Genomic DNA, 25,791 nt, shown 5'->3' on the forward strand with positions numbered 1-25,791 from the left:
TTTCTCCTTACTGCGCCAGCGCTTTATATTTTGCATATCTCGCCATAGCTTCTTTCTCGGTCTTCGCAAACAGGTCTTCTGCCTCTTCCGGGAATGTCCTCTCCAATGCAGAGTAGCGGACCTCTCCTCTCAGGAACTCACGGAAATCCCCTGTAGGTTCTTTAGAGTCCAGTACAAACGGATTCTTACCCTCCGCCGCCAGTTCCGGGTTGTGGCGGTAAAGCTGCCAGTACCCAACCTCGACGGCACGTTTTATCTCGCCCTGCACATCCCCCATACCGCAGCGCAGGCCATGGCTGATACATGGGGCATAGGCAATGATCAAGGACGGGCCGTCGTAAGCCTCAGCCTCAATAATTGCTTTCAGGAACTGCGATGGGTTCGCCCCCATTGCAACCTGCGCAACATATACATCACCATAGCTCATGGCCATCATACCAAGATCTTTTTTCTTACTTCTCTTACCCGCCGCTGCAAACTGCGCAACAGCGCCGGTAGGGGTCGATTTGGACGCCTGTCCGCCGGTATTGGAATAAATCTCAGTATCAAATACCATGACGTTGACATTCGCTCCAGATGCCAGAACATGATCCAGGCCTCCGTAACCGATATCATAAGCCCAGCCGTCACCGCCGAAGAACCATACGGACTTCTTAGTCAAATGATCCAGATTTGCTTTGATCTCATCAACAAGCGCTGCCTCCTCTGCTGCCGGAGCATAGCTGTCCAGTGCAGCCCTGAATGCGGTACCGGTCACCTTAGACGCTTCCGTCTCGTTCATTCCATAAAGCCAGTCCTCTGCTGCTGTCTTCAGCACCACATCCGCAGTCAGCTTTGCAAGCTCTTTGACATGCATAGCCAGCTTCATTCTCTGCTGTTCCACGGATAACCAGATGCCCATGCCATACTCTGCATTGTTCTCAAACAGAGAACCGCCGACTGCCGGTCCTTTCCCCTCCGAATTGGTCGTATAGGGGAATGACGGGAAGCTGGTTGCCCATACCTGGGAACATCCGGTTGCCGTTGCCACATACATGCGGTCACCAAACAACTGCGTGATCAGTTTTGCATAGGGTGTCTCACCGCATCCGGGACATGCCCCCGGGAACTCCAGGAGCGGCTGCTCAAACTGACTTCCTTTTACAGTGGATATCCCCATCGGATTCTTCTTCTGAGACAGGGCAATGGCATATTCCCAGTTCTCAGCCTCATGACGGTGATCGTCCAGAGGCTTCATGGAGATGGCTTTTTCCTTTGACGGACACACATTCACACAGCTTTTGCAGCCCGTACAATCCAGTACCGAAGTCTGAATACGGTATTTGTAAGTTTCCATGCCCCTGCCAACAGCCGGAACCATGATGAAGCCTTCCGGAGCCTTTGCAGCCTCCTCCCCGGTTGCCAGAAACGGGCGGATACACGCATGAGGGCAAACATAAGAACACATATTGCACTGGATACACTTACTGCTGTCCCAGACCGGAACGGTTACTGCAATGCCGCGTTTTTCGTATTTGGAGGTTCCCTGCGGCATGGTGCCATCCGGAAGATCTGTAAAATCACTGACTGGAATATTGTCACCCTTCATCGCGTTAACCGGAATCTGAATCTTCCTGATCCAGTTCGGCAGATTCTCATCCGGCTGCCCGGTTTCCACCGCCAAATCCGCCCATCTGTCAGGTACTTCAACCTCTTCAACCATTTCTACGCCCTTATCCACAGCCGCGTAGTTCATATTGATGACCTTCTCACCCTTTTTGCCGTAAGATTTGAGAATTGCTTTCTTCATATAACCGACCGCTTCCTCAATCGGCATGATTCCGGTAATCTTGAAAAATGCTGCCTGCAAAATGGTGTTGGTCCTGTTCCCCAGGCCAAGCTCAGCCGCAATCGCAGTAGAGTCAATGGTATACAGATGCAGCTTTTTCTGTGCTGCTGCTTTCTTAAACCCGGCAGTCAGATGCTTCTCTAACTCCTCACCTTTCCAGTCACAGGTGATCAGCACATTGGCGCCTTCTTTTGCATCGGCCAGGATGTCATAACGGTCCAGATATGATTTATTATGGCAGGCAATGAAATCTGCCTGGTTTACCAAATATGTAGATCGTATCGGCTGCCTGCCGAACCGCAGGTGTGAACGGGTCACTCCGCCGGACTTTTTACCGTCATATTCAAAATATGCCTGTACATTCATATCCGTATGGTCACCGATGATCTTAATGGTGTTCTTATTCGCTCCCACGGTACCGTCGGAACCAAGCCCCCAGAACTTACAGCTGATCGTCCCATCCGGAACGGTGTTCACTTCCGGACCATAGGCGAGGGATAAATGCGTCACATCATCGTTGATACCGATGGTGTAGTGATTCTTCGGCGTTGCTGCTTTCATATTCTCGAACTGTGCAATCACCTGGGCCGGAGTATACTCCTTGCTTGCCAGGCCATAACGGCAGGCCAGTACACGGATATCCTTACCTGATTCCAGAATAACAGAACACACATCCTCATATAAAGGCTCACCGACTGCCCCTGGCTCTTTTGTCCTGTCATTTACAGTGATCAGCTTTACGGTATCCGGCAGCTGGCTTAAGAAATATTTGGAAGAGAACGGGCGATACAGATGGACATCGATATATCCAACCTTCTCCCCCCTCGCCATCATATGATCGACCGTTTCGCGGACGCAGCCGCTGGAGGAACCCATGACCACGATCACGCGGTCCGCGTCCGGTGCGCCATAATAATTAAATGGTTTATAGTCACAGCCGGTCAGTGCATTGATCTTATTCATATATTCTTCCACAATCTCCGGAAGCGCATCGTAGTAACTGTTGCAGGCCTCACGGCTCTGGAAATAGGTGTCCGAATACTGACCGGTCGTACGCAGCACCGGATGTTCCGGGTTCAGCGCATTCCTTCTGAACTTATCCAGTTCCCCCCAGTCAACCAGCTTCTTTAAATCCTCGTAATCCAGGCACTCTACTTTCTGGATCTCATGAGAAGTACGGAACCCATCAAAGAAATGTAAAAAAGGAACATGCCCTTTGATTGCTGCCAGATGGGATACTGCTCCAAGATCCATCGCTTCCTGCACACTGGATGACGCCATCATGGCGAATCCGGTCTGGCGGCAGGCCATAACATCTGACTGTTCTGCAGAAATGGAAATGGCATGAGTTGCCACATTCCTCGATGCCACATGAATAACCCCCGGCTTCAGCTGTCCCGCAATCCGGTACATGGTCGGAATCATCAACATCAGGCCCTGAGATGCTGTATAGGAAGAAGACAATACTCCGCCGTCCAGTGCACCGTGCATCGCGGATACGGCGCCGCACTCAGACTGCATCTCAACCAGCTTCACCTGCTGGCCAAAAATATTCTTCATTCCATTTGCCGACCACTTGTCGACCAGTTCCGCCATCGGTGAAGACGGAGTGATCGGGTAAATCGCCGCTACTTCAGTAAATGCATAGGAGGCATAAGCTGCTGCTTCATTTCCATCCATTGCTCTTTTTACTTTGCTCATGATTTTCTACCTTTCTTCCTCTGAGCCGCATATGTTCTCTTCCCTTAAAACAGCTGCAGTTCACATTTTTACAATTTGTTACTGAGAATTTTCAATAAGTTTAACGTATTAGTATAACGTTCATCCTATGGCACAAATAATAGTTTAACGTTTTACTTTTGTCAAGATATTTCTGATATCCTTTTCCAATTCCAGCATTTTATCCAGTTCCATTTACATATTTTTGTAAGTTTTGCACAGTGCCGTTTCTGTTTGCTTGACAAATGGGGTCTCAATAGATAAGATAGAGTTTAGTAAAACAATTATTATGGATGAGGCAATAAAACCTGATTCCACCGGAGGTATTGGATGGCTACTATAAAAGATGTCGCAAAATCAGCAGGCGTTTCCGTCACTACTGTTTCTATCATAATCAATGGTAAATCAGAAGAAAGAAAGATTTCCGCTGCAACGCAGGAGCGCGTGCAGGATGCCATGCGCGAATTGGGATATCAGCCTAATTTAAGCGCCCGCCGTCTGCGCTCACAGGACAGTAAAAAACCTGTCATTGCATTTTTCTGGCCTCTGGACTATCGCACCTCGATCCTTGCTTCATTTATGAATTCTCTGCAGGTCGAAATCCAGCGTATTGGTTTTGACTGCGAACTGGTCATTCAAACTTACGAAAATGATAAATTAGACCAGTATGATGCTTCGATTTTAAAAAACGGATACAGCGGTATTGTGATAGGAGCCTGTTCCAACAGTGATTTAAAATACTTAGAACAGCTTTCCCCGCAAATGCCTTTAATTCTGATCAACCGCTATTCAGAGCACTTTTCCACGGTATGCACAGACAACCGGGAAATCGGTCTGATGGCTGCAAGACAATTTCGGCAGCGAGGATATACGGAAGCCGCTGTCATCGCCTCCCAGCACTCTTACGTGGCAACCGGCCTCCGCACCCAGGCTTTCCTGTATGCATGCTCTCAACTTGGTATTAACGTCCTCAGCGAGCATATTTTTAAAAATCTGGGGACAATAGGCGGCGGATACCATGCAGCAGAAGCCTACTGCAACACACCCAATCCGCCCAAAGTGATTTTCTGTGATTCAGATGCTATGGCAATTGGTGCACTAAGCGCTTTTCATAAACACCAGAAGCAGATTCCAGAGGATGTTGAGATCCTCTCCATCGCCATGCTCGATCCCGAACATGCTGAACATACCATTCCGCCTCTAAGTGTGATCAAGATGCCCAATGAGGAGATTGGCAAGCAGTTAGTCGATATCCTGCAGGAAAAGATCACAACAAATAATCTGGAACCTACCCATATCAACCTGGAAGCTACTCTTGTTTTGCGCGAAAGTTTCCTCGGTATTCCGAAATCATAATATCAGCGTGCTTTTTAAGGGTCCGGTTTCCCGGATCCTTTTTGTCATTTATCAGTCTTAATATTTCTGCTCCTGCTGATTCCGATATTCCTATTTTTCCAAATTTTGATTTCTTTGAGTTCCCAAATTGGGGCTTGACAAACACGATTTGTTATAGTATTGTTGTTTTAACGTTTTAGTTTAACGTTACACTTATCCTGATTTATAATTCCTACTTCCCGATTTGGAATTATCAACCCAATAACACGAATCACCTTAGAAAGAAAAGGATGTGATACTTTGTTCTGGAATAAACGATCAAAGCTTCCAGATGGTATAGGTGCCGCCGACTTTATCGGTGCAGGCACTCCTCTAAAGTTCAACAGCGTAGAATTCCGAGATGGCCAGCAGTCGCTGTTCGCAACACGTATGACTACTGCCGATATGGTTCCGCTTCTGACCCGCATGGATCAGATTGGCTACGACAGTATGGAGATGTGGGGCGGGGCAACGTTTGATGTCGCTGTCCGTTTTTTAAAAGAAGATCCGTGGGACCGTGTCCGCGAGTTCAAAAAATACGTGAAGAAAACGCCTCTTAAGATGGTTCTTCGGGCACAGAACCTGGTCGGATACAAAGCTTATCCGGATGATATTGTAGAAAAGTTTGTAGAGACAGCGGCGGCAGCCGGTATTGATATTTTCCTGATCTTTGACGCGCTGCAGGATTTACGCAACTGTGAATCCGCTTTTCGCGCGGTAAAAAAAGCGGGAAAGAAAATAGAAGGTTCTGTACAATACAACGTCAGTCCTTTTCATACCACCGAGGTATTTGTTCAGAATGCTTTAGAGCAGGAAAAGATGGGGGCTTCCCTTATGCACGTTGAGGATATGGCCGGTCTGATGACCCCGCAGGCCGCCTACGAGCTGATATCTGCATTGAAAAAAGCTCTGAAAATACCGGTCCACCTACACTGCCACTGTACTGGGGGGATGGCTGAAATGGCATACTGGGAAGCGGTCCGGGCCGGGGTTGATGGTCTGGACGTGTGCGTTTCCGCTATGTCCATGGGACCGGCGCATCCTCCGATTGAAAGCTTTGCTGCTGCACTGAAAGGAACCAGCCGGGATCCCCAAATTGATGTCGGACAGTTTAAATCCATCAATGATGACTTTATGAAGCTTCGCAAGAAATACGCTGATTTTGAAACAAAACTTGTAGGTGTTGACGTTGGCTGCCTTCAGCATCAGGTACCAGGCGGCATGCTCTCGAATCTGGAAAGTCAGTTGACCGCTATGAAGCTGTACGATCGTCTTCCGGAAGTTCTGGAAGAAGTAACACGTGTCCGTGCAGATATGGGTTATCCCCCTCTTGCAACGCCATCCAGCCAGATGTGCGGCGCACAGGCAACTACCAATGTCCTGACCGGTCAGCGTTATATGATGGTCAGCAAAGAATTAAAAGAATACTGTCGCGGAATGTATGGTATGCCACCGGGACCGATCTCCCCTGAACTGATCGAAAAAGCTCTCGGTGATGAAACGTCATCTTTCCCCCGCCCGGGTGATATGCTCCAGCCTGGATTCGAAGCTGCCAAAGCTGAAATCAGTTCTCTGGCACAAAACGATGAAGACGTCCTTACATATGCCATGTTCCCAAACTATGCACCTGATTTTCTTAAAATCAAATATGGTTTATAGCCACTTAAATATAAAAATCAAAGCAGGAGAAACTAACCATGAAACAGGAAGATTCGCAAAAGCTGGAACGTTCCATCCAAATATTAAAAGAGTTGCATGAAGCGCGCGGCGGCAGCCTTTTGGATTCCCATCGTGCTATGGGAAATGACCCGAACCTGATCAATATGTTTTTGCAGCAATATGTAAATTGCAATAAAAAAGATATTTCCATTCCAAAAAAATATCGGGAGCTTATCGTAATGGCTATTGGCATGGCTACCGGTACGGAAACAACGATGAAAGTGCATGCTAAAATTGCCATGGAGAACGGCGCAACCATTGACGAAGTATTTGAAGTCCTCCGCATCATTTTCTTTACTTGCGGCGTGACCAAATTACTTCCTGCTCTTGAGACTTTAGGCGATCTGTTTGAACCGATAGAGATGCCAGAATAATATACTTACTTCTCCATGAATTTCTTTTGACAACTCGGCCTGCCTATGGTATCGTCTTTATAAGAAACGGGCTTGCACAACTCACCTTGTTGTGGCCTGCCCGTTTTTTATTGCAATCATGACAGATATCATTCGCTTTACCCCAATACTATTTCCTTATCTCCCCACTGCCATGCATAACCCACCCTAATTCTCCACATACTAATGCCCAACCAAAGGAGGTCCGCATTATGAACTTAGATAAACCCGTATGCAACTGCATGAAAGTGACAAACCGCAAGATCAAAGAGGCCGTAGAATCCGGCGCCCAGACCCTGCAGGAGGTACAATCGATCACCAAAGCAGGCACATGCTGTAAAAAATGCTGCGACAACATCCAGCATCTCATTGATCACTTTTTAAACGAACAATAAACCTCCCCATTCCAGCGCTACTTCCCCGCAGCTTCCACATCCCAGGAAGTCGCATCCTCCGGCATCGCCGCAGAACACAATCCCAGTTTATGAAAAGAATACCACTCCATGATCTTTTCCTCCGGCGCCGCCTTCAAAGCAAGCAGTACTTCCCTCGCAAATTCCAACGCCGCAGTCCCATTGGCCGTCACAATATTTCCATCTGCCACCGCCTGTTCCCTTCGGTAATACTCCTCACCTGTGTATACCTCACCAGCCCAGGCCTTCATATCCTCCAAATCATTACTTGTATGTTTCACCTGATTTAAGACCCCTGTCGTCCCTAAAAACGCGGAAGCATCACAGATGCCTCCCAACACTCTTCCAGCCTCAAAACATTTTTCCACCAATGGTTTGACCTGTTGCGCAGCTTCCGTTCTCCAGGACATCCCTCCGATTAAAATAAGAGCCTCATAGTCATCCGGTACGCTATAAATATCATAATCAGGCAGTGCGTGAAAACCTCCGATCGAGGACACGGCTTCTTTTGTCATCGACACCGTTTTCGACTCATACACCCCCTGCCCCAGCATCGACAACGCGGATGACAGATATGCACCCTCCCAGTCCGCATATTTCTCCAATATTACAAATAAAATTATTTTCTTTTTCATGCTTTTTCCTTTTCTATTTTTTGTTTTATTAAGAATTCCTCTGTCTGCTGTTTTGATAAATTGTCCGATTGGACAGTCACTTTTTGCAGATGCTCCGGGGGCTTCACCCCCGAAGCAACGATTGGTTTCCCAAAAAGATTATCTGACGATCTTTACAAATTCATCCATGGATCTCATACCAACTGCCGCTTTCAGATAGTCTCCCAAAACTCCCAGATCCCGTTCCTCAAGCACGCGCTGCCTGATATCCTCCGGCACAGGCCCATATGCTGATATAATCTCCAAAATTGCCTCTGCTCTTCCTTCTGCTTTTCCTTCCGCCTTTGCATCCCTGCGTTCCTGATCGATCAGTTCCTGAAGCAGCATATAATTTACCTCCAGTCTCCTGTCTGACTTTACATAGTTCATTGCTTTTTGTATGTTCTGGATCAGGGAATCTTCGTAATCCACCTGCATGTTTTTCAAATCTTCCCTCACAAAATTCAGGAAATTCACCAAACGCTCGGGGACTTCCTCCGGATTCTTTCCGCAGGTGCTTAAAAATATGCTTCTGCAGCCATCTCCCATGGACTCACCTGTCTCCAGGCACCGGTTCTCAAAAACATACCGGTAACGCTGCGCACCAAAAGGATCAAAATCACAAAGAAAAATAACATACGAATCCGGAAGCTGCGCGTAGGGAACTCCGGTTCCCAGCATCTCCATGTCCATCTGGCTGTGATAGTAACGAACCCGCTTCCCTATGGCTTCCTGTGAGCCTACCTGCATCTCCACATTATAGCGGCGGTGTTTTTCATCCCTGGCCATAATATCCAGGCGTACACTCTTATACTCCGGATGATAAAGGATACTTTTCTCGTAATCCACCTGGACTTCCTCAATGGGAAACCCCAGCAGCATCTCCAGAAATTCCCGGCACACATTCTCCCTTGACATGACCGCACAGAACATAAAATTATTCTTAAACGGCAAATCCTGTAAAGCATTCTTTTGTATCATACCTACCTCCGTCCCAGACAGAGGAATTCTACTTATATTGTAACACAACGATTTTCATGTTACCAGACTATTTCAGACTCAAAATTGTTTTTTCAAATTTCTTCTCCGACAAAATCTCATGGGTCACCAGCTTCATGTTCCAGATGCTTTTACCATCTCCTCATAGCAAAGATAATCACCATTGTCCGTAATGATCTGATGGAAGGACACTGCTGTGTACCCTCTTTTTAAATACATGGCTTTCGCCGGCAGGGAAGAATCCAGCTGTATGGTATCGTATCTGCCGGTTATCCTGTCCTCTGCAAAGTCTAACAATTCAGTTCCATATCCTCTTTTCTGAAAAACTGGTTCCACAAATAACCGCTCTATCTCATTTTCCCGGATCGTGACCGTTCCAGCTGCCTTTCCGTCCACCTCCAGAACATAAACCAGCCGCTGTTCCAGATCTTTTCTCACGTTGCCGCTGCTGTGATGGCACAGGAAAAAGTTCACCGCCCCTTCCGGATAATATCTGGGATATACCGTTTCTATGGTGCGTTTTACCAGCTCAATAATGGTATCGGCCTCCGCCGGTTCAGCAATTCTGATCATAATTTATTCCTCCACCCCAATTCTAACACATTGCCCACATCCCCACAATCCTTTTCCCCAGGAAGTCCACAACAGAAAAAGACCATTTCACATCAAAAACGGCTCCCGCCCGCAGATCTCTCCACAGGCAGGAACCGCCACAATTCTATTCCTGCATCATATTTTCCTGCATCATTTCTTCATACAGCGCTTATGCCGGATACATTCTATCCAAATGGATTTTCCGTCTTATACAGCATCCCCTTAGGCTGGTTGAATCCGATCTCCTCTACGTCCACGCCGATGTACTTGAACACTTCATACAGCGCCCTGCCGTAATGTCCGAACGCCACTGCCCCATGGTGCGGGAAGTTCTTTTCGATCAGCACATGGCGGTAGAATCTGCCCATCTCCGGGATCGCAAAAATACCGATGGAGCCGAAGGACCGGGTAGCCACCGGAAGTACCTCGCCCTGGGCCACATATGCGCGCAGGATATTGTCCGCGGTGCTCTGCAAACGGTAAAAGGTGATCTCGCCCGGTGCAATGTCGCCTTCTAACGTACCCTGGGTCACTTCCTCCGGCAGGGAGCGGGCCATAATGAGCTGATACTTCATCTCGCAGGCGGTCAGCTTTTTAGAGCTGGTATTGCCGCAGTGGAATCCCATGAAGGTCTCGTGCAGCTTATAATCATAGCTGCCCTTAATATCCTCCTCATAAAGGTCGGACGGCACCGAGTTGTTGATGTCAAGCAGTGTCACCGCATCCTGGCTGATGCAGGTGCCGATGAACTCGCTGAGGGTCCCGTAGATATCCACCTCACAGGAAACCGGGATGCCCCGTCCGGCAAGGCGGCTGTTCACATAACACGGCACGAAGCCAAACTGGGTCTGGAATGCAGGCCAGCATTTCCCGGCGATCGCCACGTATTTGCGGTAGCCTCTGTGCGCCTCGATCCAGTCTACGAGCGTCAGCTCATACTGAGCCAGCTTTTCCAGGATCTCCGGCTTTTTATTCCCGGCTCCCAGCTCCGCTTCCATATCCTTCATCACATCCGGGATCCGGGCGTCTCCTGCGTGGTTGTTGAACGCCTCAAACAGATCCAGCTCCGAGTTCTCCTCAATCTCCACGCCCAGGTTGTAGAGCTGTTTGATCGGCGCGTTGCATGCAAGGAAATTTAATGGGCGCGGCCCGAAGCTGATGATCTTTAAGCTGGACAGTCCCACAATGGCGCGGGCGATCGGTACAAACTCCTCGATCATGTCTGCGCATTCTTCCGCTGTGCCCACGGGATACTCTGGAATGTAGGCGCGGATATTCCTGAGTTTTAAGTTGTAGCTTGCATTTAACATACCGCAGTATGCGTCGCCCCGTCCCTGGATCAGGTTGCTGCCGCTCTCCTCCGCAGCCGCGATAAACATGGACGGCCCCTCAAAATGCTTTGCCAGGAGCGTCTCGGATATCTCCGGACCAAAATTGCCCAGATACACCACCAGGGCATTGCAGCCCGCGGCCTTCACATCCTCCAGCGCCTGTACCATATGGATCTCGCTCTCCACGATACAGACCGGGCATTCGTAAATGTTCTTTGCATCATATTTTTTGGAATAAGCCTCTACCAGCGCTTTCCGGCGGTTCACGGAAAGGCTCTCCGGGAAACAGTCGCGGCTCACGGCAACAATTCCTATCTTAATTTCCGGTGTATTCATCATGTCAATATCCTCCATTTTTATCATCTCATAACTGCTTCACAACCTCAGCCACATGCTCCGCCGTGAACCCGAACTTCTCAAACAAAGACTCAGCCGGCGCCGACGCGCCAAAGCCCTGCATCGTCACATACGCCCCGTCCAGGCCCACATACTCGCCCCAGCCAAACCCGCTTAAGGCTTCCACTGCCACACGCTTCCTCACCGCCTTCGGCAGCACCTTCTCCCGGTACTCTGCATCCTGCTTGGCAAACACATCCATGCTCGGCATGCTCACCACACGCACGTCGATGCCTTCCTCCGCCAGAAGCTTCTTCGCCTCCACCGCCAGGGACACCTCCGAGCCGCTTGCCATCAGGATCGCATCCGGCGTCTCCTTCGCACTGTCCTCCAGGATATAACCGCCCTTCAGCGCCTCCCTGCTGCTCCCCCCAAGCTGTGGCAGGTTCTGCCTTGTCAGTACCAGCGCCGTGGGCGCATCCTTCGCGGTCGCTGCAAAATACCAGGCCGCAGCCGTCTCCGTCGCATCCGCCGGGCGGTACACGTGAAAGTCCGGCATCGCACGCAGCATCGCCAGCTGCTCGATCGGCTCATGGGTCGGCCCATCCTCCCCCACTCCGATACTGTCATGGGTGAACACATAGGTCACCGGCAGCTTCATCAGCGCTGCCAGACGCGCCATGGGCTTCGTGTAATCGCTGAACACGAAGAACGTGGACACAAACGGCCTCATCCCGTGCAGCGCCAGGCCGTTCCCGATCGCCGCCATCGCCAGCTCCCGCACGCCAAAGTGCAGGTTCCTTCCTGCGTAGTTATCTTTAGAGAAATCCCCCATATCGCTCATATAGGTCTTGGTGGACGGCGCCAGATCCGCGGCTCCGCCGATCAGCGCAGGAACCTCATTCTTTAAACGGTTCAGCATGATGCCGGACAGATTCCTGGTGGCCTGCGGTTTATCCTCGTATGCCCAGAACACCTCGTCGTCATAAAGCTTTTCACCGATCTGCTTATCATGGTAAGCGTCCCACTGCTCCTTAAGATCCGGGTATGCCTTTGCGTACTCCGCAAACAGCCCTTCCCAGGCCTCCTGCGTCTTCGCGCCCTGAGCCGCCAGCATTCGGTAGTTCTCGTACACATCCTCCGGCACATAGAACGGCTCCTGGCTCTCCCAGCCCAAGTTCTCCTTGAGCGCCGTCACGTTCTCGGCCCCCAAAGGCTCCCCGTGGGCGCTGGCCTTGCCCTGCTTGGCAGGACAGCCGTAGCCGATCTGGGTCTTCACGATGATAAAGGAAGGCCTTAACTGATCCGCCTTCGCCTCCTCAATGGCCTTCCCGATGGCCGCAGGGTCATTTCCGTCCTCCACGGTGATCGTCTGGAAGCCAAAGGCCTCCATCCGCTTCTGCACATCCTCCGTAAAAGCAATGTCCGTGCTGCCCTCGATGGAAATCTTGTTGGAATCATACAGGACGATCAGCTTGTGAAGGCCCAGGGTCCCTGCCAGGGAGAATGCCTCCGAGGAGATCCCCTCCATCATGCAGCCGTCGCCGCCCAGCACGTAGGTATAGTGGTCCACCACCGGATATTCCGGGCGGTTGAACACGGCGGCCAGATGGGCTTCCGCCATGGCCATGCCCACCGCCATGCCCATGCCTGCGCCCAGCGGGCCTGTGGTGGCCTCGACCCCCACCGTATGCCCGTACTCCGGGTGACCCGGGGTCAGGGAGCCGGACTGGCGGAAGTTCTTTAGATCCTCCACGGTCAGACCGTAGCCGAACAGATGCAGCAGGGAATAGAGTAATGTAGAGCCATGACCGCCGGAAAGGATAAACCGGTCCCGGTCCTCCCACTCCGGGTCAGCCGGATTGTGGTTCATATGGTGCGCCCACAGCTCATAAGCCATAGCCGCCGCCCCCAGGGGCAGCCCCGGATGGCCGGAGTTTGCCTTCTGCACGGCGTCCGCCGCCAGGACGCGGATCGCATTTACGGATTTCTTCTCTAATTCCAGATTCATAACAGCCTCCTTGGATTTTTACTTTTTGCGCGCCAGAATGATGCTCTGTACAACCAGGAACACACACAGCATACCGGCTACGGTGATCCCTGTCCACCACGCCTGGTCCAGGCCGATGGAGGAAACGATATTCTGGATGGTACTTAAGGACAGCACGCCCACAAATGTGCCGAATATATTGCCTACGCCGCCTGTAAGAAGCGTTCCTCCGATGATGGAGGAAGCGATCGCATTCATCTCCATGCCCATTGCATGGGAAGCCGAACCGGAACCCACATGCAGGAAGTAGACATATCCGCCGATTCCTGCGAAAAGGCCGCAGAGCAGGTGGGATAAAAACCTCGTTTTCTTCACATTGATGCCCAGCATCAGGGCGCTCTGACGGTTGCCGCCCACCGCATAGAAATTCCGTCCAAGCTTCGTCCACCGCAGTACGCAGAACAGGATGACCACAAGCAGGATCGCCACGATCACACCGATTTCCACATAAGCGTTGACATATTTTCCAAGCTTATTTACCGTGCCAAGGCCCGGCACATTGATACGCGTATTCTTTATGGCTGTAAAAGCCTCATTTTCCACATTGAACGGCGCCGTATGGACGATCGTGGTCATGCCCCGTGCAAAGAACATTCCTGCCAGCGAAACGATGAACGGCTGGATGTCCAGGTATGCCACCAAAAATCCCTGCACCGCGCCGAATAAAAGCCCGATCCCCAGCGCGATCAGGAGGGAGGTAAATACATTTCCGCCGTGATAGTCCAGATATACGGCACAGCTCATGCTGACCAGCGCCACCACGCCGCCCACGGAGATATCGATCCCGCCGGTGATCATGACCAGGCTCATGCCGCAGGAGGTAATGATCAGCGCCGCATTGGCATTGAGGATATTAAAAAACGTCTGAGGTTTCAAAAATCCTTTTCCTAAAAACACCATTGCGCAGATGTACATGGCGAGGAATACGACCACCGTGATCAAAAGCAGCAGATTGGTGTCCGTAAGCTTCTTGCCTGCAGTTTTTGTTTTCATCATACCAGCCGGCCCTCCTTTCGCATCGTTAATTTCCTGCCCAAACCGGAAAGCTTTTCTTTCACTGCCGGGGCGCTGATGACCACCAGCACGATCACGACGATCGCCTTGTATGCCGGGAGCGCGTCAGAGGAAACATTGAATTTATAAAGGGTTGTGGTCAGAAACTGGATCACATATGCCCCCAGTATCGATGCCATAATATTGAATTTTCCTCCGCTCAAAACATTTCCGCCCAGAGCCACCGCCAGGATGGCATCCATCTCGATATCCTTCGCGATCACGGAATAGTTGATGGTGGAGAGGCGGCTGGTCTTGATCAGCGCCACTACTGCAACACAGAGTCCCAGGATCACAAAGCTCAGCCATTTGATAAAGGTCGGATTTAAGCCGTTTAAACGGGAGGAGCTTGCATTGATTCCGACCGCCTGGGTATACAGCCCCAGGTTGGTGAACTTTAACACCAGCATGGTGATCACCACGCAGACCACTGCCAGGAAAAACGGCGTCGGGATCGGTATCCCCGGAATGAATCCTCCAAAATAAGTAAAGGTTTTATCTGTCACGATCGGAAGTTCATTGTTGTTGATCCAGGCGGCAATGGAACGGCCCGCCGTGTACAGGATCAGAGTCGCGACCATGGGCTGGATCTTGAAGATCGCGACCAGCACGCCGTTGAAGGCTCCGAACAGCATCGCTACCAGACACGCTACAAGAAACGCCACAATGATCGGCGCCTGCAGCGTTCCGTCTCCGCCAAGCCCCACAAGGATCCGCAGGATCACAGAGCCTGCGATGGCGACAGCCGCTCCCACGCTGATGTCCTGACCTCCGGAAGCCGCCGTGACAAGAGTCATGCCGATGGCAAGAATGGCAACCTCTGAGCCATAGTCCAGGATTGTCATCAGATAGCCGGTCAGTACCGGGTCACCGGCGCTGTTATGCCCCAGCGTTACCTTAAAAAAGGACGGGTCCACAGCCAGATTGAACACAGCCAGCAGAAGCAGGGCCACGATCGGAATAAAAATCTGCTTTCTGAAGATACCTGCAAAATTTTTGTCTTTCATCACATCTCACCTCCTGCTATGGTCTCCATTACTTTCATCTGGTTCAAATCGTCGCCGGAAAGCTCCCCGACCACTTTGCGGTCGCGCATAACGATCAGGCGGGAGCAGGTGCGCAGCATCTCGTCCGTCTCGGAGGAGATGAAGGTTACGCTCATGCCCTCGGACGCCAGCTTTAACACCAGCTTCTGGATCTCTACCTTCGTACCGATATCGATCCCCCTGGTCGGCTCATCCAGGATCAGATATTCCGGATGAGTGAGCAGCCAGCGGGCCAGGATCACCTTCTGCTGGTTTCCGCCGGATAAGGACTTGATCGGCGTATCTGCGGAAGCGGTCTTGATCTCCAGAAGCTTTATGTACTCCTCGGCAAATTTATTGGCCTCTGCTTTGGTAAAGGGCTTAAAAAATCCTCTCAAAACCTGTGCAGCAAGGATGATATTTTCCCTTACAGATAAGTCTCCCACGATGCCGTCCATTTTCCGGTCCTCCGGAAGATAAGCGATACCGTTCTTCATGGCGTCCAGCGGCTTTGTGATCTTGACCGTTTTTCCATTCTTCTTGATGCTTCCTCCGGTCACCTTATCGGCGCTGAAGATCGCACGGACGCACTCGCTCCGCCCGGAACCCAACAGTCCCGTAAAGCCGTTGACCTCTCCCTTTTTGATGTAGAAATCAAATGGCCCGATCCCCGCGTCGCTTTGCAGTCCTTCTGCCTCCAGGACATACTCCGCCTTGCCTGTATACCCCGTCGTCTCATCCTTGATGTCTTCCATGTCGTTGAGCTCCTTGCCCAGCATCTTGGCAACCAGCTTCACTCTCGGCAGATCCTCGATCACGTATTCGCCTACCAGCTGGCCGTCCCGCAGCACTGTGATCTTATCACATACCTCATATACCTGGTCCAGGAAATGGGTGACAAAGATAATGCCGACCCCTCTCGCCTTTAGATCACGCATCAGTCCGAAAAGCTTCGCCACCTCAGACTCATCCAGGGAGGAGGTCGGCTCATCCAGGATCAGCACCTTACAGTCCATATCCACCGCACGTGCGATCGCTACCATCTGCTGGATCGCGATGGAGCAGTCGGACAGCTGCTGCGTGGCTTTTGCCGGAATCCCCAGATTCTCAAGCATCCGGTCTGCGTCCGCGTTCATCTTCTTCCAGTTGGTGATCTGTCCCTTTCCGCGGCCGATATACATATTCTCCGCCACAGTAAGGTTCGGGCATAAGGTGATCTCCTGATACACCGTACTGATGCCCAGGTTCTGGGCGTCATGGGGCGCCCGGATCACCGCCGGTTTATCCAGTCCCTTTAAATAGATCTCGCCCTCATCCTTCTCATAAACGCCGGTCAGTACCTTGATCAGCGTGGATTTTCCGGCTCCGTTTTCTCCCATCAGCGCATGGATCTCTCCCTCGCACAGGGTAAAATCAACTGCCTGCAGGGCACGCACTCCGGGAAAGCTTTTGTGTATGTTCCTCATTTCCAATACAGAATGTTCTTTCACCAGCAATATTCACTCCTTTTTATCAAGAAAGAGCGCGAAGCGTCTAAAGATATCTCTTTTATGCCGCGCCGCGCTCTCTCGATTTTTAGTGGAAAAGTATGGTTACCGTTCTACATCAGATGCCGTATTTCTCAACGTCCTCTGCTGTGATCGTGGTTGCGTCAAAGCCCTTCTCCTCCATGATGATGGTCTTCTCTGCAAGAGCTTCTCCATTCTCAACTTTCTTGATTACTTCATCAATGTAAGCTGCCTGGAACGGGTTGCACTGTCCGTCATAGTTCCAGTTCTGGTCTAACAGTTCCTGAAGCGCCCACTTGTTGCAGTCAAAGCCCATAACGATCACGTCTTTACCTACGCCGTGGGAGATATTTGCCTTGTCAAGAGCCGCAACAGCACCCTTTGCCATGTCGTCGTTCTCAGCATAGATCACGTTGAATTTGGTGCCGGAATCGATCACAGACTGAACGATCTGCTGTGCTTTCTCAGAGTTCCACTCTGCGGTCTGCTGAGTTACCAGATTCCAGGAATCCTCTGCCGCTACCTTTGCATCAAGCGCGCCGGTACGTCCCTGCTGTGCTGCGGAACCCATAACCCCCTGGATATGGATGATGTTGTACTCATCCAGGCCCTGGCTTTCCAGCCAGTTCACTGCGGTCTCGCCTTCCTTATCCATATCGGAAACGATGGATGCAAGGTAGAGGTCGTCGCTGGCGTCAATAGTACGGTCAAACAGGATCACGCCGATGCCTGCGTCCTGCGCATCCTTCAAAACACTGTCCCAGCCAGATGTATCCGCTGCGGAAAGAAGCAGGTAATCCACTTCATCCTGGATGAACTTCTGAGCTGCCGTGATCTGCTCGTCATTTTTTAAGCTGTAAGCGAACGAAGCGTCATATCCGTTCTCTTTTGTAAACATTGCCTTTAGATCAGCGTCGTTAGCTGTACGGTATCCGGACTCATTAGGATCGTTGTTGATGATGCCGACCCGGATCAGTTCCCCGTCTGCTGCGGGAGCCGCCGCCTCGGTTGCCGCTTCCGTTGCCGCTTCGGTCTTGTCCGCTGCCGCCGCAGTGGTCGCCGCCTCAGTTGCCGGTGCCGCCGTAGTGGCCGCTGTCTTGGAACCGCCGCATCCGGCAAGTCCTGCCGCTACCATGGATACTGCCATTACTGTTGCAAGCATTCTTTTTTTCATTTTACTACCTCCGCTTATATGATTTTTTCGTACTGGGATTTCTTGCTCCCCATGTCTGTATCTTAACATCCCCCATGCGCCGATTCAATTCTGTATTTCCTTTATTTAAACGATTTGTATGTTATTTACAATACAAATTTTACGTGTTATAATCAAAATCAAATACAAGTCATCTATCTATGGGTGTTTTTTTCTTATGGACGGGTGAAATTTTATGATTTCTGCTTTGATCGACAAAAAAGCACCCGGGTTTTTCTGCTGGGTTTATTTGGTGATTTTATCGGGAAGTCCGGAAAAAGTGGATTTTTTTATGATTAATATATAATTTTTACCTGTTTTACCAAAACAAATCAGGCATTTTTTACATAGGAATCGGGGGTATTCTATGGGGATTAAATATAAGTGGGTTGCCGAACGGCTGGAAGAATTAATAGAGCGGAATATCCGCACCGGGACCCAGAAACTGCCCACGGAGCAGGAGCTCTGCAGGCGGTATCGTGTAAGCCGCCAGACCGTCCGCATGGCCCTTGGCCTGCTGGAGGATAAGGGGCTGATCGTCTCAAAGCAGGGAAGCGGCTCCTACATCACCGGACGCTCCTTAAGGCCCCAGGGCAACGTGATCGGGGTCCTTGTATCAAGTGACCAGGAATATATTTATCCCGGCGTGCTAAGTGCCATTCGCAGCACGCTTTCCAACAGCGGCTTCTCCGCCCAGGTATTCGTGACGGATAACTGTGTCGCCGCCGAACGGGAGATCCTGCTGCAGCTTTTAAAGAAACCCCTGCGCGGGATCATTGTGGAGGGCTGCAAAAGCGCGCTGCCCAATCCCAACCTGGATCTGTACCGCAGGCTGATGAAAAAAGGATGCCAGATCGTGTTTTTGTATAACTATTATCCGGCGCTTCCCGACTGCCTCTACATCAAGGACGACAATACAGGCGGCAGCGCCCTCCTGGTAAAGCACTTATCGTCCCAGGGCCATACTGCCATCGGCGGGATCTTCAAGGGGGACGATATGCAGGGGATCGAGCGGTACCAGGGCTATATGGAGACCATGCGCGACCTGTCCCTGCCCATTTCGGACAGAGCTGTCTGCTGGTACGGTTCCCGTGAACTGGACAAGTTGATGCGAGAAAAAGATACATGTTTTTTAAAAAGCATGATCGCAGAGTCTTTATCTGAATGTACCGCCGTCATCTGCTACAACGACTACCTGGCCTACTATCTGGTGGACGAGCTTTTGCTGGCAGGCTACCGTCTGCCCTCAGACATGGCTGTCGCCGCCTTCGACAACACCTACTTAAGCAACTCCAACATCTTAAGCGTGACCACCCTCTCTCATGAGCCTCATGAGATGGGAACGAAAGCGGCTGAGGCGATCCTGAAACGGCTGAACGGGCTTCCCGTCCTGTCACAGGAAACCCGTTTTAAATTGAATCCGAAGGAAAGCACGCTGACGGATCTGTAAATACCTAAAAGCGCCCGTCAACGCCTCTTTTCTGCCCGGTACTCTCTCGGGCTGCATCCCTGCAGCTTTTTAAATACGAAACTGAAATAGTGGGCGTCCTTATACCCCACCTCCTTTGCGATCTCACCGGAGGTCTTATCTGTCTGTTTCAGCAGCTTTTTGGCCTTATCGATCCGCTTTTCCGTCATATACTCCACAAAGGTCTTCTGCATGTTCTGGCTGAAGATAGCGCTTAAATAATTGGCGCTCACGCCAATATGGTCCGCCGCCGAGTTTAAAGACAGTGTATCCCGGTCAAAATTGGTGTCCACATAGTCCAGCGCTTTTTTAAGGATCCTTCCTCCCTGATAGTTGTTGATCCGGTCACGGATTCCCATGGCTGTGGTGAGCATATTGGCAATATACTCCGTCACCTCGCTTTCCTCATTGCGAATAAGCTGTACCGCCTGCTCGATCTCCTCTGAATAATCCTTCTGGTCCGCGCCGATGGATTCCAAAAACGCAACAACAGCAAACCGGACATTCAGGATCACATAACTTCGGAACATCCGGGACTTTAAAGCGCTTAGGATATTGTGCAGATAGGATTCCACAAAATCATGGATCTCCTTATCCTCTCCTCTCGCCAGAAAATCCCGGATGATCTCCGGGTCCATCTGCATAAAATCCACATTCTCAATATTCTTCTCTTCCTGGTCGGTCAGATGATCGGAAAGCGTTGTCTCTGAGAGGATGTGGAGGTTCGGCATAATAAACCTGTATGCAAAATAGTGGTTCGCATCCTTATAACACTGTGAGAGCAGGCTTAACCGCTCCACCGGGGTCCCCACCGCCACATACCATTCCAGATAAGCCTCCTCCGGCACGCAGGTCTTTCTGAAATGGTCCAGGCTGTTCTCCACCAGATCTTCCATCTGCGGCGGCTCCGACTTGATGAGCACTCCAAAACAGTTGACATTCAACCGGAACAGGATATATTGGGGATGCCTCAGGAAATAGTGGAATACCTCCTCCTGTTTCCGTATGAACCGGTCTCCTGCGCCTCCGGATGACGCACCGCCTTTTTCATAAATGGAAAAAAGCAGGAGGTTGTAACAGGACGCTGTCAGGTTTAAGGACTGTCCGGCGGCTTCCTCGTAGATCTCTTTGACAGACAGCTTCCCGTCCAGGACCTTCTCGAAAAACCTCCGCAGGGAAAACTGTTCAAACTCCCGCACCTCGTCCTGATACTGGGCCTGGTAGTCCTTCTGTTCCATCTCCTGTTCGATCTTTTCCTTCATCTCCAGAAGTACATTCCGAAGCGCCGTCCGGGTGATCGGTTTTAACAGATACTGGTCCACCCCGACACTGATCGCCTGACGGGCATACTCAAAATCATCATAACCGCTGATAATGATGATCTTCATCTTCGGGAATTCCTCTTTCACGATCTCACTTAAGGAGAGACCGTCCATAAACGGCATCTTAATGTCTGTGATCAGCACATCCGGCCTGATCTTACGGATCATGGGCAGGGCCATCTCCCCATCCCCAGCCTCCCCCACCAGCTGGAAGCCATACTGCTCCCAGGGGATCTTATCGCGAAACCCCTCCCTTATGACCGTCTCATCTTCCACCAAAAATATCTTCAGCATCCTGTTCCCTCTTTCCTGCTATCTGGATTCCTCATCCAGAGCATCCTGTACATTTTCCTTCGTATACACGCCCTCCGGCACAAAATACAGCTTTGCCACCGGCCTGTTCTCTTCCATCTTCCGGATAGCCGCCTCCGCGTACTCCCCCTGGTTCGGGTTGCACTCGATATCTGCGGTAATAACGCCATCCTTCACCAGCTGCAGTGCGCTCTCCACCGCATCGAAGGAAATAACGATGATGTCCCCGTCCTCCCCCGTCGTCATGCCTGCATCACTGATTGCTTCCAACGCGCCAAAGGTCATATCGTCATTTTGTGAAATGACCACGTCAATGTCACTGTATTTGTGGAGCAGGTTCTCCATCTCCTCTTTCCCTTTTGCCGTCGTGAACTCCGCGTCCACACGGTCCAGGATCAGCCAGTTCTCATGCAGGGCTGCCACCTCGTCAAAGCCCTCCGTGCGCCCAATGGTTGCCGTGGCGCCCTTTGTTCCCTGCAGGACAACAATCCGTATACTTTCCTCCTGCCGCCCCTGTTTTTTTAAACAGGAGGCCAACGTCTCTGCGGCCAGCCGCCCCTCCTTGTAAAAATCAGAACCGATCCAGGTGGTATACAGATCCTGGTCCTGGACATTCACCCTGCGGTCGATCAGGATAACCGGGATCCCCGCCTCCTTCGCCTCCTGCAGCACCGTCTCCCATCCATCCTCTGTGATCGGAGAAAACACGATATAATCCACCCTCTGGGAAATAAAACTGCGCAGCGCCTTAATCTGGTTCTCCTGTTTCTGCCTCGCGTTGTTGAAGAGCAGAAAATATCCGTTTTCTTTTGTAAAGACCCGCTGGATGGAAGCAGTATTGGCTGTCCGGAACACCGACTCGCTGCCTACCTGTGACACGCCCACCACGATCAGGTTCTCGTCCGTAGGCGTCATCGTATCCTCCATCACAGCCCTGTATTCCCTGGCGCAGCCTGACAGAAGAAGCACGGCAAGGATCAGAATCATCATGATCCGGCAATTATTTTCTGCTCTTAAGCTCATATGTACCATACTCCTTTCGCAAATGTCATCCGCCTGTCCTCTGGCCCTCTGCTATTCTCCGGCCCTCCGCCACCTTGATCGCCGGAATGGTAAGCGTCACCGTTGTTCCTTCTCCTTTTTCCGACTCGATCTTCATACCGTAGTCCACTCCGAAATACATGCGGATCCGCTCATTTACATTAGCCAGTCCAAACCCTTTTTCCGTCTCGTTGCAGGGGCGCTCGACCTCTTTTCGCAGCTGCGCTAACTCTTCTTTGTCCATGCCGATCCCGTCATCGCTGACGGTCAGATAGAGGATATCTTCCCGCTTCTCCACCCGGATGCGGATAGCCCCCTTTGCCCGCTTATATTTGATGCCGTGATAGAGGGCATTTTCTACCAGCGGCTGTAACGTGAGCTTTAATATCTGATAATCATAAAGCCCTGGATCAATCTGGATATGGTACTCTAAGATATCCCGATACCGGACTTCCTGGATCTCCAAATAACTGCGGATATGCTGCTGCTCCTCCTTCAGGGAGATGATCTCTTTTCCCTTGCTCAGCACCAGCCGGAAAAAGTCAGACAGCGTCACGACCATGTTCACCGCTTCGTCCGCCTTGTTGCACTCGATCAGCCAGACGATCGTATCCAGGGTATTGTAAAGAAAATGCGGGTTGATCTGCTCCTGCAAAAGCCGCAGGTCAAGCTTCCGCATCTTCTGTTCATCCTCCTTGGTCCGTTTGATCAGTAGCTGTAAGTTCTCCGCCATGTCATTAAAACCACCTGCAAGGATCTCGATCTCATCCCTGGAATGGATATCTGCCCTGGCGCTCAAATCCCCCTCCGAAACCTTCTGCGTTGCTTCATAAAGCACCTTTACCGGGCGCAGGATATCGGCGGTGATCAGATACGTCACAATGATCGTCAGAATCACCAGAAGGAATACCAGCAGCCCGCATACCACCAGAAAGCTCTGGATCTGCTGGTTTAAGTCTCCAGTGACCGCCTCCATGCTTTTTGTCTGGTAATAGATGTAATACTGGATATTGTCCTGAATCAGCTCCGTGAGGATGTAGATATTATTGTCCAGCTCCTGGATATTTTCATCATAACGGCCGCCGATCTTTATATTCTCCAGGATATCATCCACCCGCTTTTCCAGGGTGTCAATATTGCGCAATAGGCTTTCCAGCCACATCCGGCTCTCGGCCTCCGTGGTGTAATCCCTGAGAGTGGTAAATTCTCCGCGCAGTTCCCCGATCAGGGCGTAAGGGTCCTTCAGCGTCCCGTCCTCAGAGATGTTCTCAAAATCCACATACCCCACCACCAGCTTGTAGAGGCTTTCATCCATGTCTTCTTTAAAGTTTAGGTTATAGTTGTTGGCAATGGTCAGATTGCTCACAAGGCTGTCGTAAGTCCTGCTGTATTTGATCATGGAGACCAGAAGGACCACCACCATGATGAGGAACGGAAGGACGATCGCCGCCGAGAGCATCAGTATTTTTTTATTGATTGAAAACCGGATCGGATTCTTATTTGAACCGTTCTGCTGAAATACGTCTCGTTCCATCTGTCCCTCCCCAAAATCCTGAAAGCCGTTTCGCTGGTCTCTTTCAGCTACAGCTTTACCAGTTCTCCGCAGACACTGTTTCACCGGCCGTTTCTCATCACAGTTCTGCCAGTTCCTTATAATTTTTGCTGAAACTTTTATAAAGCTTCTGGTACAGCGCATGATATCCTGCGCAGGTTTCCGCTTCAGCAGGCCGCGGTACCATGCTTTCCTTCCTGCTATGTTATCATTTTCCTAAGTATAATAAAAATCGGTCCGTTATTCAATAAAATAATTGAAACAAAAAGTTGCAATTGGATTTTAATTAGATTAAAATAAATATGAAGTTTTTATCTTCAAAAACATTTTACAGAGAGGAGATACCGTGATGCTGTACGAATACCTAAAAGACCGATATGGTGAAAACACCCCCATTCTCATATCCGATCTCCAGATCCCGGATATGACAGAGACCAATATCCGCCAGCAGATCAAAAAGCTGACCGATTCCGGTCTGCTCAAACGATACGATACCGGCATCTATTTCATCCCCGGAGAAAGCATTTTCAAATCCGGTACACAGTTGTCCTTAAACCAGGTGATTGAAAAGAAATATCTCCAGGACAGGGAACAGCGCTGCGGATATGTCAGCGGCGTTGCTTTTGCAAACCAGCTGGGCCTCACCACCCAGGTCCCCATGGTATGTGAAGTAGTCACCAACAAAGCGACCAAAGACTACAGGGAAGCCAGACTGGCAAACTCCCGCATTATCATCCGGCGTCCCCGCATCCCTGTAAGCGAGCAGAATTACCGGAGCCTTCAGTTTCTGGATCTGATGAAGGATATTGACATGGTATCAGAGATTTCGGGAGACGCGCTGCGCCGGCGTCTGCTTGCCTATATGGAACAGTTTTCCATCAGATTTTCCGATCTGGAACCATACCTTCCGTACTACCCGGATAAAATCTATAAAAATCTTTACGAAACGAGGTTGATGAATGGAATATCTACATGAAGATAAAAAGCGCTTTCGGGAGGCTGTCGATCTGACCGCTTACCAGACCGGAGCCGCACCGGAAGCCATTGAAAAAGACTACTTTGTTACTTTGATACTGAGGCTTCTTTCACAGAAGCTTTCCTTTATCGTTTTTAAAGGCGGAACCTCCCTGTCCAAATGCTACCAGCTTATCAAACGTTTTTCCGAAGATATTGATATCACGATTGATACATCTATTTCTCAGGGTCAGAAGAAAAAGCTGAAGGAAGCAATCCAGAATACTGCCAAAGAACTTGATTTACAGATATTAAACCTGGACGAGACAAGAAGCCGCCGCAGCTATAACCGCTATGTACTGGCCTATGAAACAGTCTTACCGGCTGGAGCCACCTTTCTTCAGCCTGCTGTATTGATAGAAACCTCATTTACCGCAATCTCTTTCCCCACTGCTCTGTTACCCGTACATAATATGATCGGAGATATGATGGAGACAGAGGCACCGGACCTGGTCGTCCCATACCAGTTGGAGCCATTTGAAATGAAAGTACAGAACCTCACCCGCACGTTCATTGACAAAGTATTTGCCATCTGTGATTATTATCTCCTTGGAAAAGAGAAAAAACATTCCAGACACATTTACGATATTTACAAACTTCTCCCCTTAGTCTCCGTGGATCATAATCTTCCCTCCCTCATCCCGGAAGTACGTAAAGCCAGGAGTGCCGCTGCCATCTGCCCGTCTGCGCAAAATGGTGTCAGCATCTCCTGGCTTCTTCAAAAAATCATGGATGAACAGGTGTACAAAGCTGATTATGAAACACTAACAGTACAACTACTGGAAGAAAATATTTCCTACAACACCGCAGTCACATCATTAACCGCTATCATAGACATGCATATCTTTGAATAAGCAGCACATATCCACTATATCCAGTTTATATGTCCCACACAT

At 50.3% G+C, this 25,791-nt stretch carries 20 protein-coding genes; 7 read left to right on the plus strand and 13 right to left on the minus strand.

The genetic code is table 11. The features are described from left to right. Nucleotides 1-7: 7 nt before the first annotated feature. Nucleotides 8-3,529 carry a pyruvate:ferredoxin (flavodoxin) oxidoreductase gene (nifJ, locus tag AB1I67_RS20165; RefSeq protein ID WP_367031983.1) on the minus strand — a complete coding sequence of 1,174 codons (3,522 nt, stop codon included), beginning with the start codon at nucleotides 3,527-3,529 and terminating at the stop codon, nucleotides 8-10. A 348-nt stretch (nucleotides 3,530-3,877) separates the two neighbouring features. Here nifJ and AB1I67_RS20170 point away from each other — a divergent pair, with 348 nt between their 5' ends. From AB1I67_RS20170 to AB1I67_RS20185, 4 genes are all read left to right on the plus strand, one after another. Beyond that, a complete protein-coding gene (locus AB1I67_RS20170; RefSeq protein ID WP_367031984.1) occupies nucleotides 3,878-4,903 on the plus strand; it encodes a LacI family DNA-binding transcriptional regulator in 1,026 nt (341 codons plus the stop codon). 279 nt (nucleotides 4,904-5,182) lie between these two features. After that, the gene (locus AB1I67_RS20175) at nucleotides 5,183-6,580 is read left to right on the plus strand and encodes a pyruvate carboxylase subunit B (RefSeq protein WP_367031986.1); all 1,398 of its coding nucleotides are present in this window, start codon (nucleotides 5,183-5,185) and stop codon (nucleotides 6,578-6,580) included. Between the two features lie 38 nt (nucleotides 6,581-6,618). Beyond that, nucleotides 6,619-7,014 (plus strand): carboxymuconolactone decarboxylase family protein, encoded by a 396-nt coding sequence (locus AB1I67_RS20180; RefSeq protein ID WP_367031987.1) that lies wholly within the window; start codon nucleotides 6,619-6,621, stop codon nucleotides 7,012-7,014. 230 nt (nucleotides 7,015-7,244) lie between these two features. Beyond that, a complete protein-coding gene (locus AB1I67_RS20185) occupies nucleotides 7,245-7,427 on the plus strand; it encodes a (2Fe-2S)-binding protein (protein WP_367031989.1) in 183 nt (60 codons plus the stop codon). A 17-nt stretch (nucleotides 7,428-7,444) separates the two neighbouring features. Here the strand turns inward: AB1I67_RS20185 and AB1I67_RS20190 are convergent, their stop codons facing one another. From AB1I67_RS20190 to AB1I67_RS20230, 9 genes are all read right to left on the minus strand, one after another. Further along, nucleotides 7,445-8,080 carry a type 1 glutamine amidotransferase family protein gene (locus AB1I67_RS20190; RefSeq protein ID WP_367031991.1) on the minus strand — a complete coding sequence of 212 codons (636 nt, stop codon included), beginning with the start codon at nucleotides 8,078-8,080 and terminating at the stop codon, nucleotides 7,445-7,447. A gap of 138 nt (nucleotides 8,081-8,218) precedes the next feature. Further along, nucleotides 8,219-9,079 (minus strand): Rpn family recombination-promoting nuclease/putative transposase, encoded by an 861-nt coding sequence (locus AB1I67_RS20195; RefSeq protein WP_367031992.1) that lies wholly within the window; start codon nucleotides 9,077-9,079, stop codon nucleotides 8,219-8,221. Nucleotides 9,080-9,211: 132 nt separating this feature from the next. Continuing rightward, nucleotides 9,212-9,670: a GNAT family N-acetyltransferase gene (locus AB1I67_RS20200; protein ID WP_367031993.1), complete on the minus strand. Its 459-nt coding sequence runs from the start codon at nucleotides 9,668-9,670 to the stop codon at nucleotides 9,212-9,214. A gap of 206 nt (nucleotides 9,671-9,876) precedes the next feature. Beyond that, entirely contained in the window at nucleotides 9,877-11,361 is a 1,485-nt protein-coding gene (locus tag AB1I67_RS20205; protein WP_367031995.1) for an L-fucose/L-arabinose isomerase family protein, read from the minus strand. A gap of 25 nt (nucleotides 11,362-11,386) precedes the next feature. Then, entirely contained in the window at nucleotides 11,387-13,369 is a 1,983-nt protein-coding gene (tkt, locus tag AB1I67_RS20210; protein ID WP_367031997.1) for a transketolase, read from the minus strand. A gap of 18 nt (nucleotides 13,370-13,387) precedes the next feature. Next, nucleotides 13,388-14,404: a sugar ABC transporter permease YjfF gene (locus AB1I67_RS20215; RefSeq protein ID WP_367031998.1), complete on the minus strand. Its 1,017-nt coding sequence runs from the start codon at nucleotides 14,402-14,404 to the stop codon at nucleotides 13,388-13,390. Continuing rightward, the gene (locus AB1I67_RS20220; RefSeq protein ID WP_367031999.1) at nucleotides 14,401-15,468 is read right to left on the minus strand and encodes an ABC transporter permease; all 1,068 of its coding nucleotides are present in this window, start codon (nucleotides 15,466-15,468) and stop codon (nucleotides 14,401-14,403) included. Before AB1I67_RS20220 ends, AB1I67_RS20215 begins: the two co-directional genes overlap by 4 nt. Continuing rightward, complete coding sequence (locus tag AB1I67_RS20225; protein WP_367032000.1) at nucleotides 15,468-16,976, minus strand: sugar ABC transporter ATP-binding protein; 1,509 nt, start codon at nucleotides 16,974-16,976, stop codon at nucleotides 15,468-15,470. Before AB1I67_RS20225 ends, AB1I67_RS20220 begins: the two co-directional genes overlap by 1 nt. Nucleotides 16,977-17,091: 115 nt before the next feature. After that, complete coding sequence (locus AB1I67_RS20230; protein ID WP_367032001.1) at nucleotides 17,092-18,168, minus strand: ABC transporter substrate-binding protein; 1,077 nt, start codon at nucleotides 18,166-18,168, stop codon at nucleotides 17,092-17,094. Nucleotides 18,169-18,553: 385 nt separating this feature from the next. Between AB1I67_RS20230 and AB1I67_RS20235 the strand changes: the two genes are divergently transcribed. Beyond that, nucleotides 18,554-19,636, plus strand: a complete 1,083-nt coding sequence (locus tag AB1I67_RS20235; RefSeq protein WP_367032002.1) for a GntR family transcriptional regulator — start codon at nucleotides 18,554-18,556, stop codon at nucleotides 19,634-19,636. Nucleotides 19,637-19,653: 17 nt separating this feature from the next. Here the strand turns inward: AB1I67_RS20235 and AB1I67_RS20240 are convergent, their stop codons facing one another. Genes AB1I67_RS20240 through AB1I67_RS20250 form a run of 3 tightly spaced genes read right to left on the minus strand, consistent with a single transcriptional unit; the run spans nucleotide 19,654 to nucleotide 23,863 of the window. Then, entirely contained in the window at nucleotides 19,654-21,270 is a 1,617-nt protein-coding gene (locus tag AB1I67_RS20240; RefSeq protein ID WP_367032003.1) for a response regulator, read from the minus strand. An 18-nt stretch (nucleotides 21,271-21,288) separates the two neighbouring features. Next, complete coding sequence (locus AB1I67_RS20245) at nucleotides 21,289-22,311, minus strand: ABC transporter substrate-binding protein (protein ID WP_367032004.1); 1,023 nt, start codon at nucleotides 22,309-22,311, stop codon at nucleotides 21,289-21,291. Between the two features lie 25 nt (nucleotides 22,312-22,336). Beyond that, entirely contained in the window at nucleotides 22,337-23,863 is a 1,527-nt protein-coding gene (locus AB1I67_RS20250; RefSeq protein ID WP_367032005.1) for a histidine kinase, read from the minus strand. A gap of 367 nt (nucleotides 23,864-24,230) precedes the next feature. Between AB1I67_RS20250 and AB1I67_RS20255 the strand changes: the two genes are divergently transcribed. Next, nucleotides 24,231-24,857, plus strand: coding sequence for a DUF6088 family protein (locus AB1I67_RS20255; protein ID WP_367032007.1), 627 nt, complete (start codon nucleotides 24,231-24,233; stop codon nucleotides 24,855-24,857). Continuing rightward, complete coding sequence (locus AB1I67_RS20260) at nucleotides 24,841-25,749, plus strand: nucleotidyl transferase AbiEii/AbiGii toxin family protein (RefSeq protein WP_367032008.1); 909 nt, start codon at nucleotides 24,841-24,843, stop codon at nucleotides 25,747-25,749. The genes AB1I67_RS20255 and AB1I67_RS20260 overlap by 17 nt, the downstream gene beginning before the upstream one ends. The last annotated feature ends 42 nt before the right edge of the window (nucleotides 25,750-25,791 follow it).

This window comes from Clostridium sp. AN503 (genome assembly GCF_040719375.1).
Classification (GTDB): Bacteria; Bacillota; Clostridia; order Lachnospirales; family Lachnospiraceae; genus Brotaphodocola.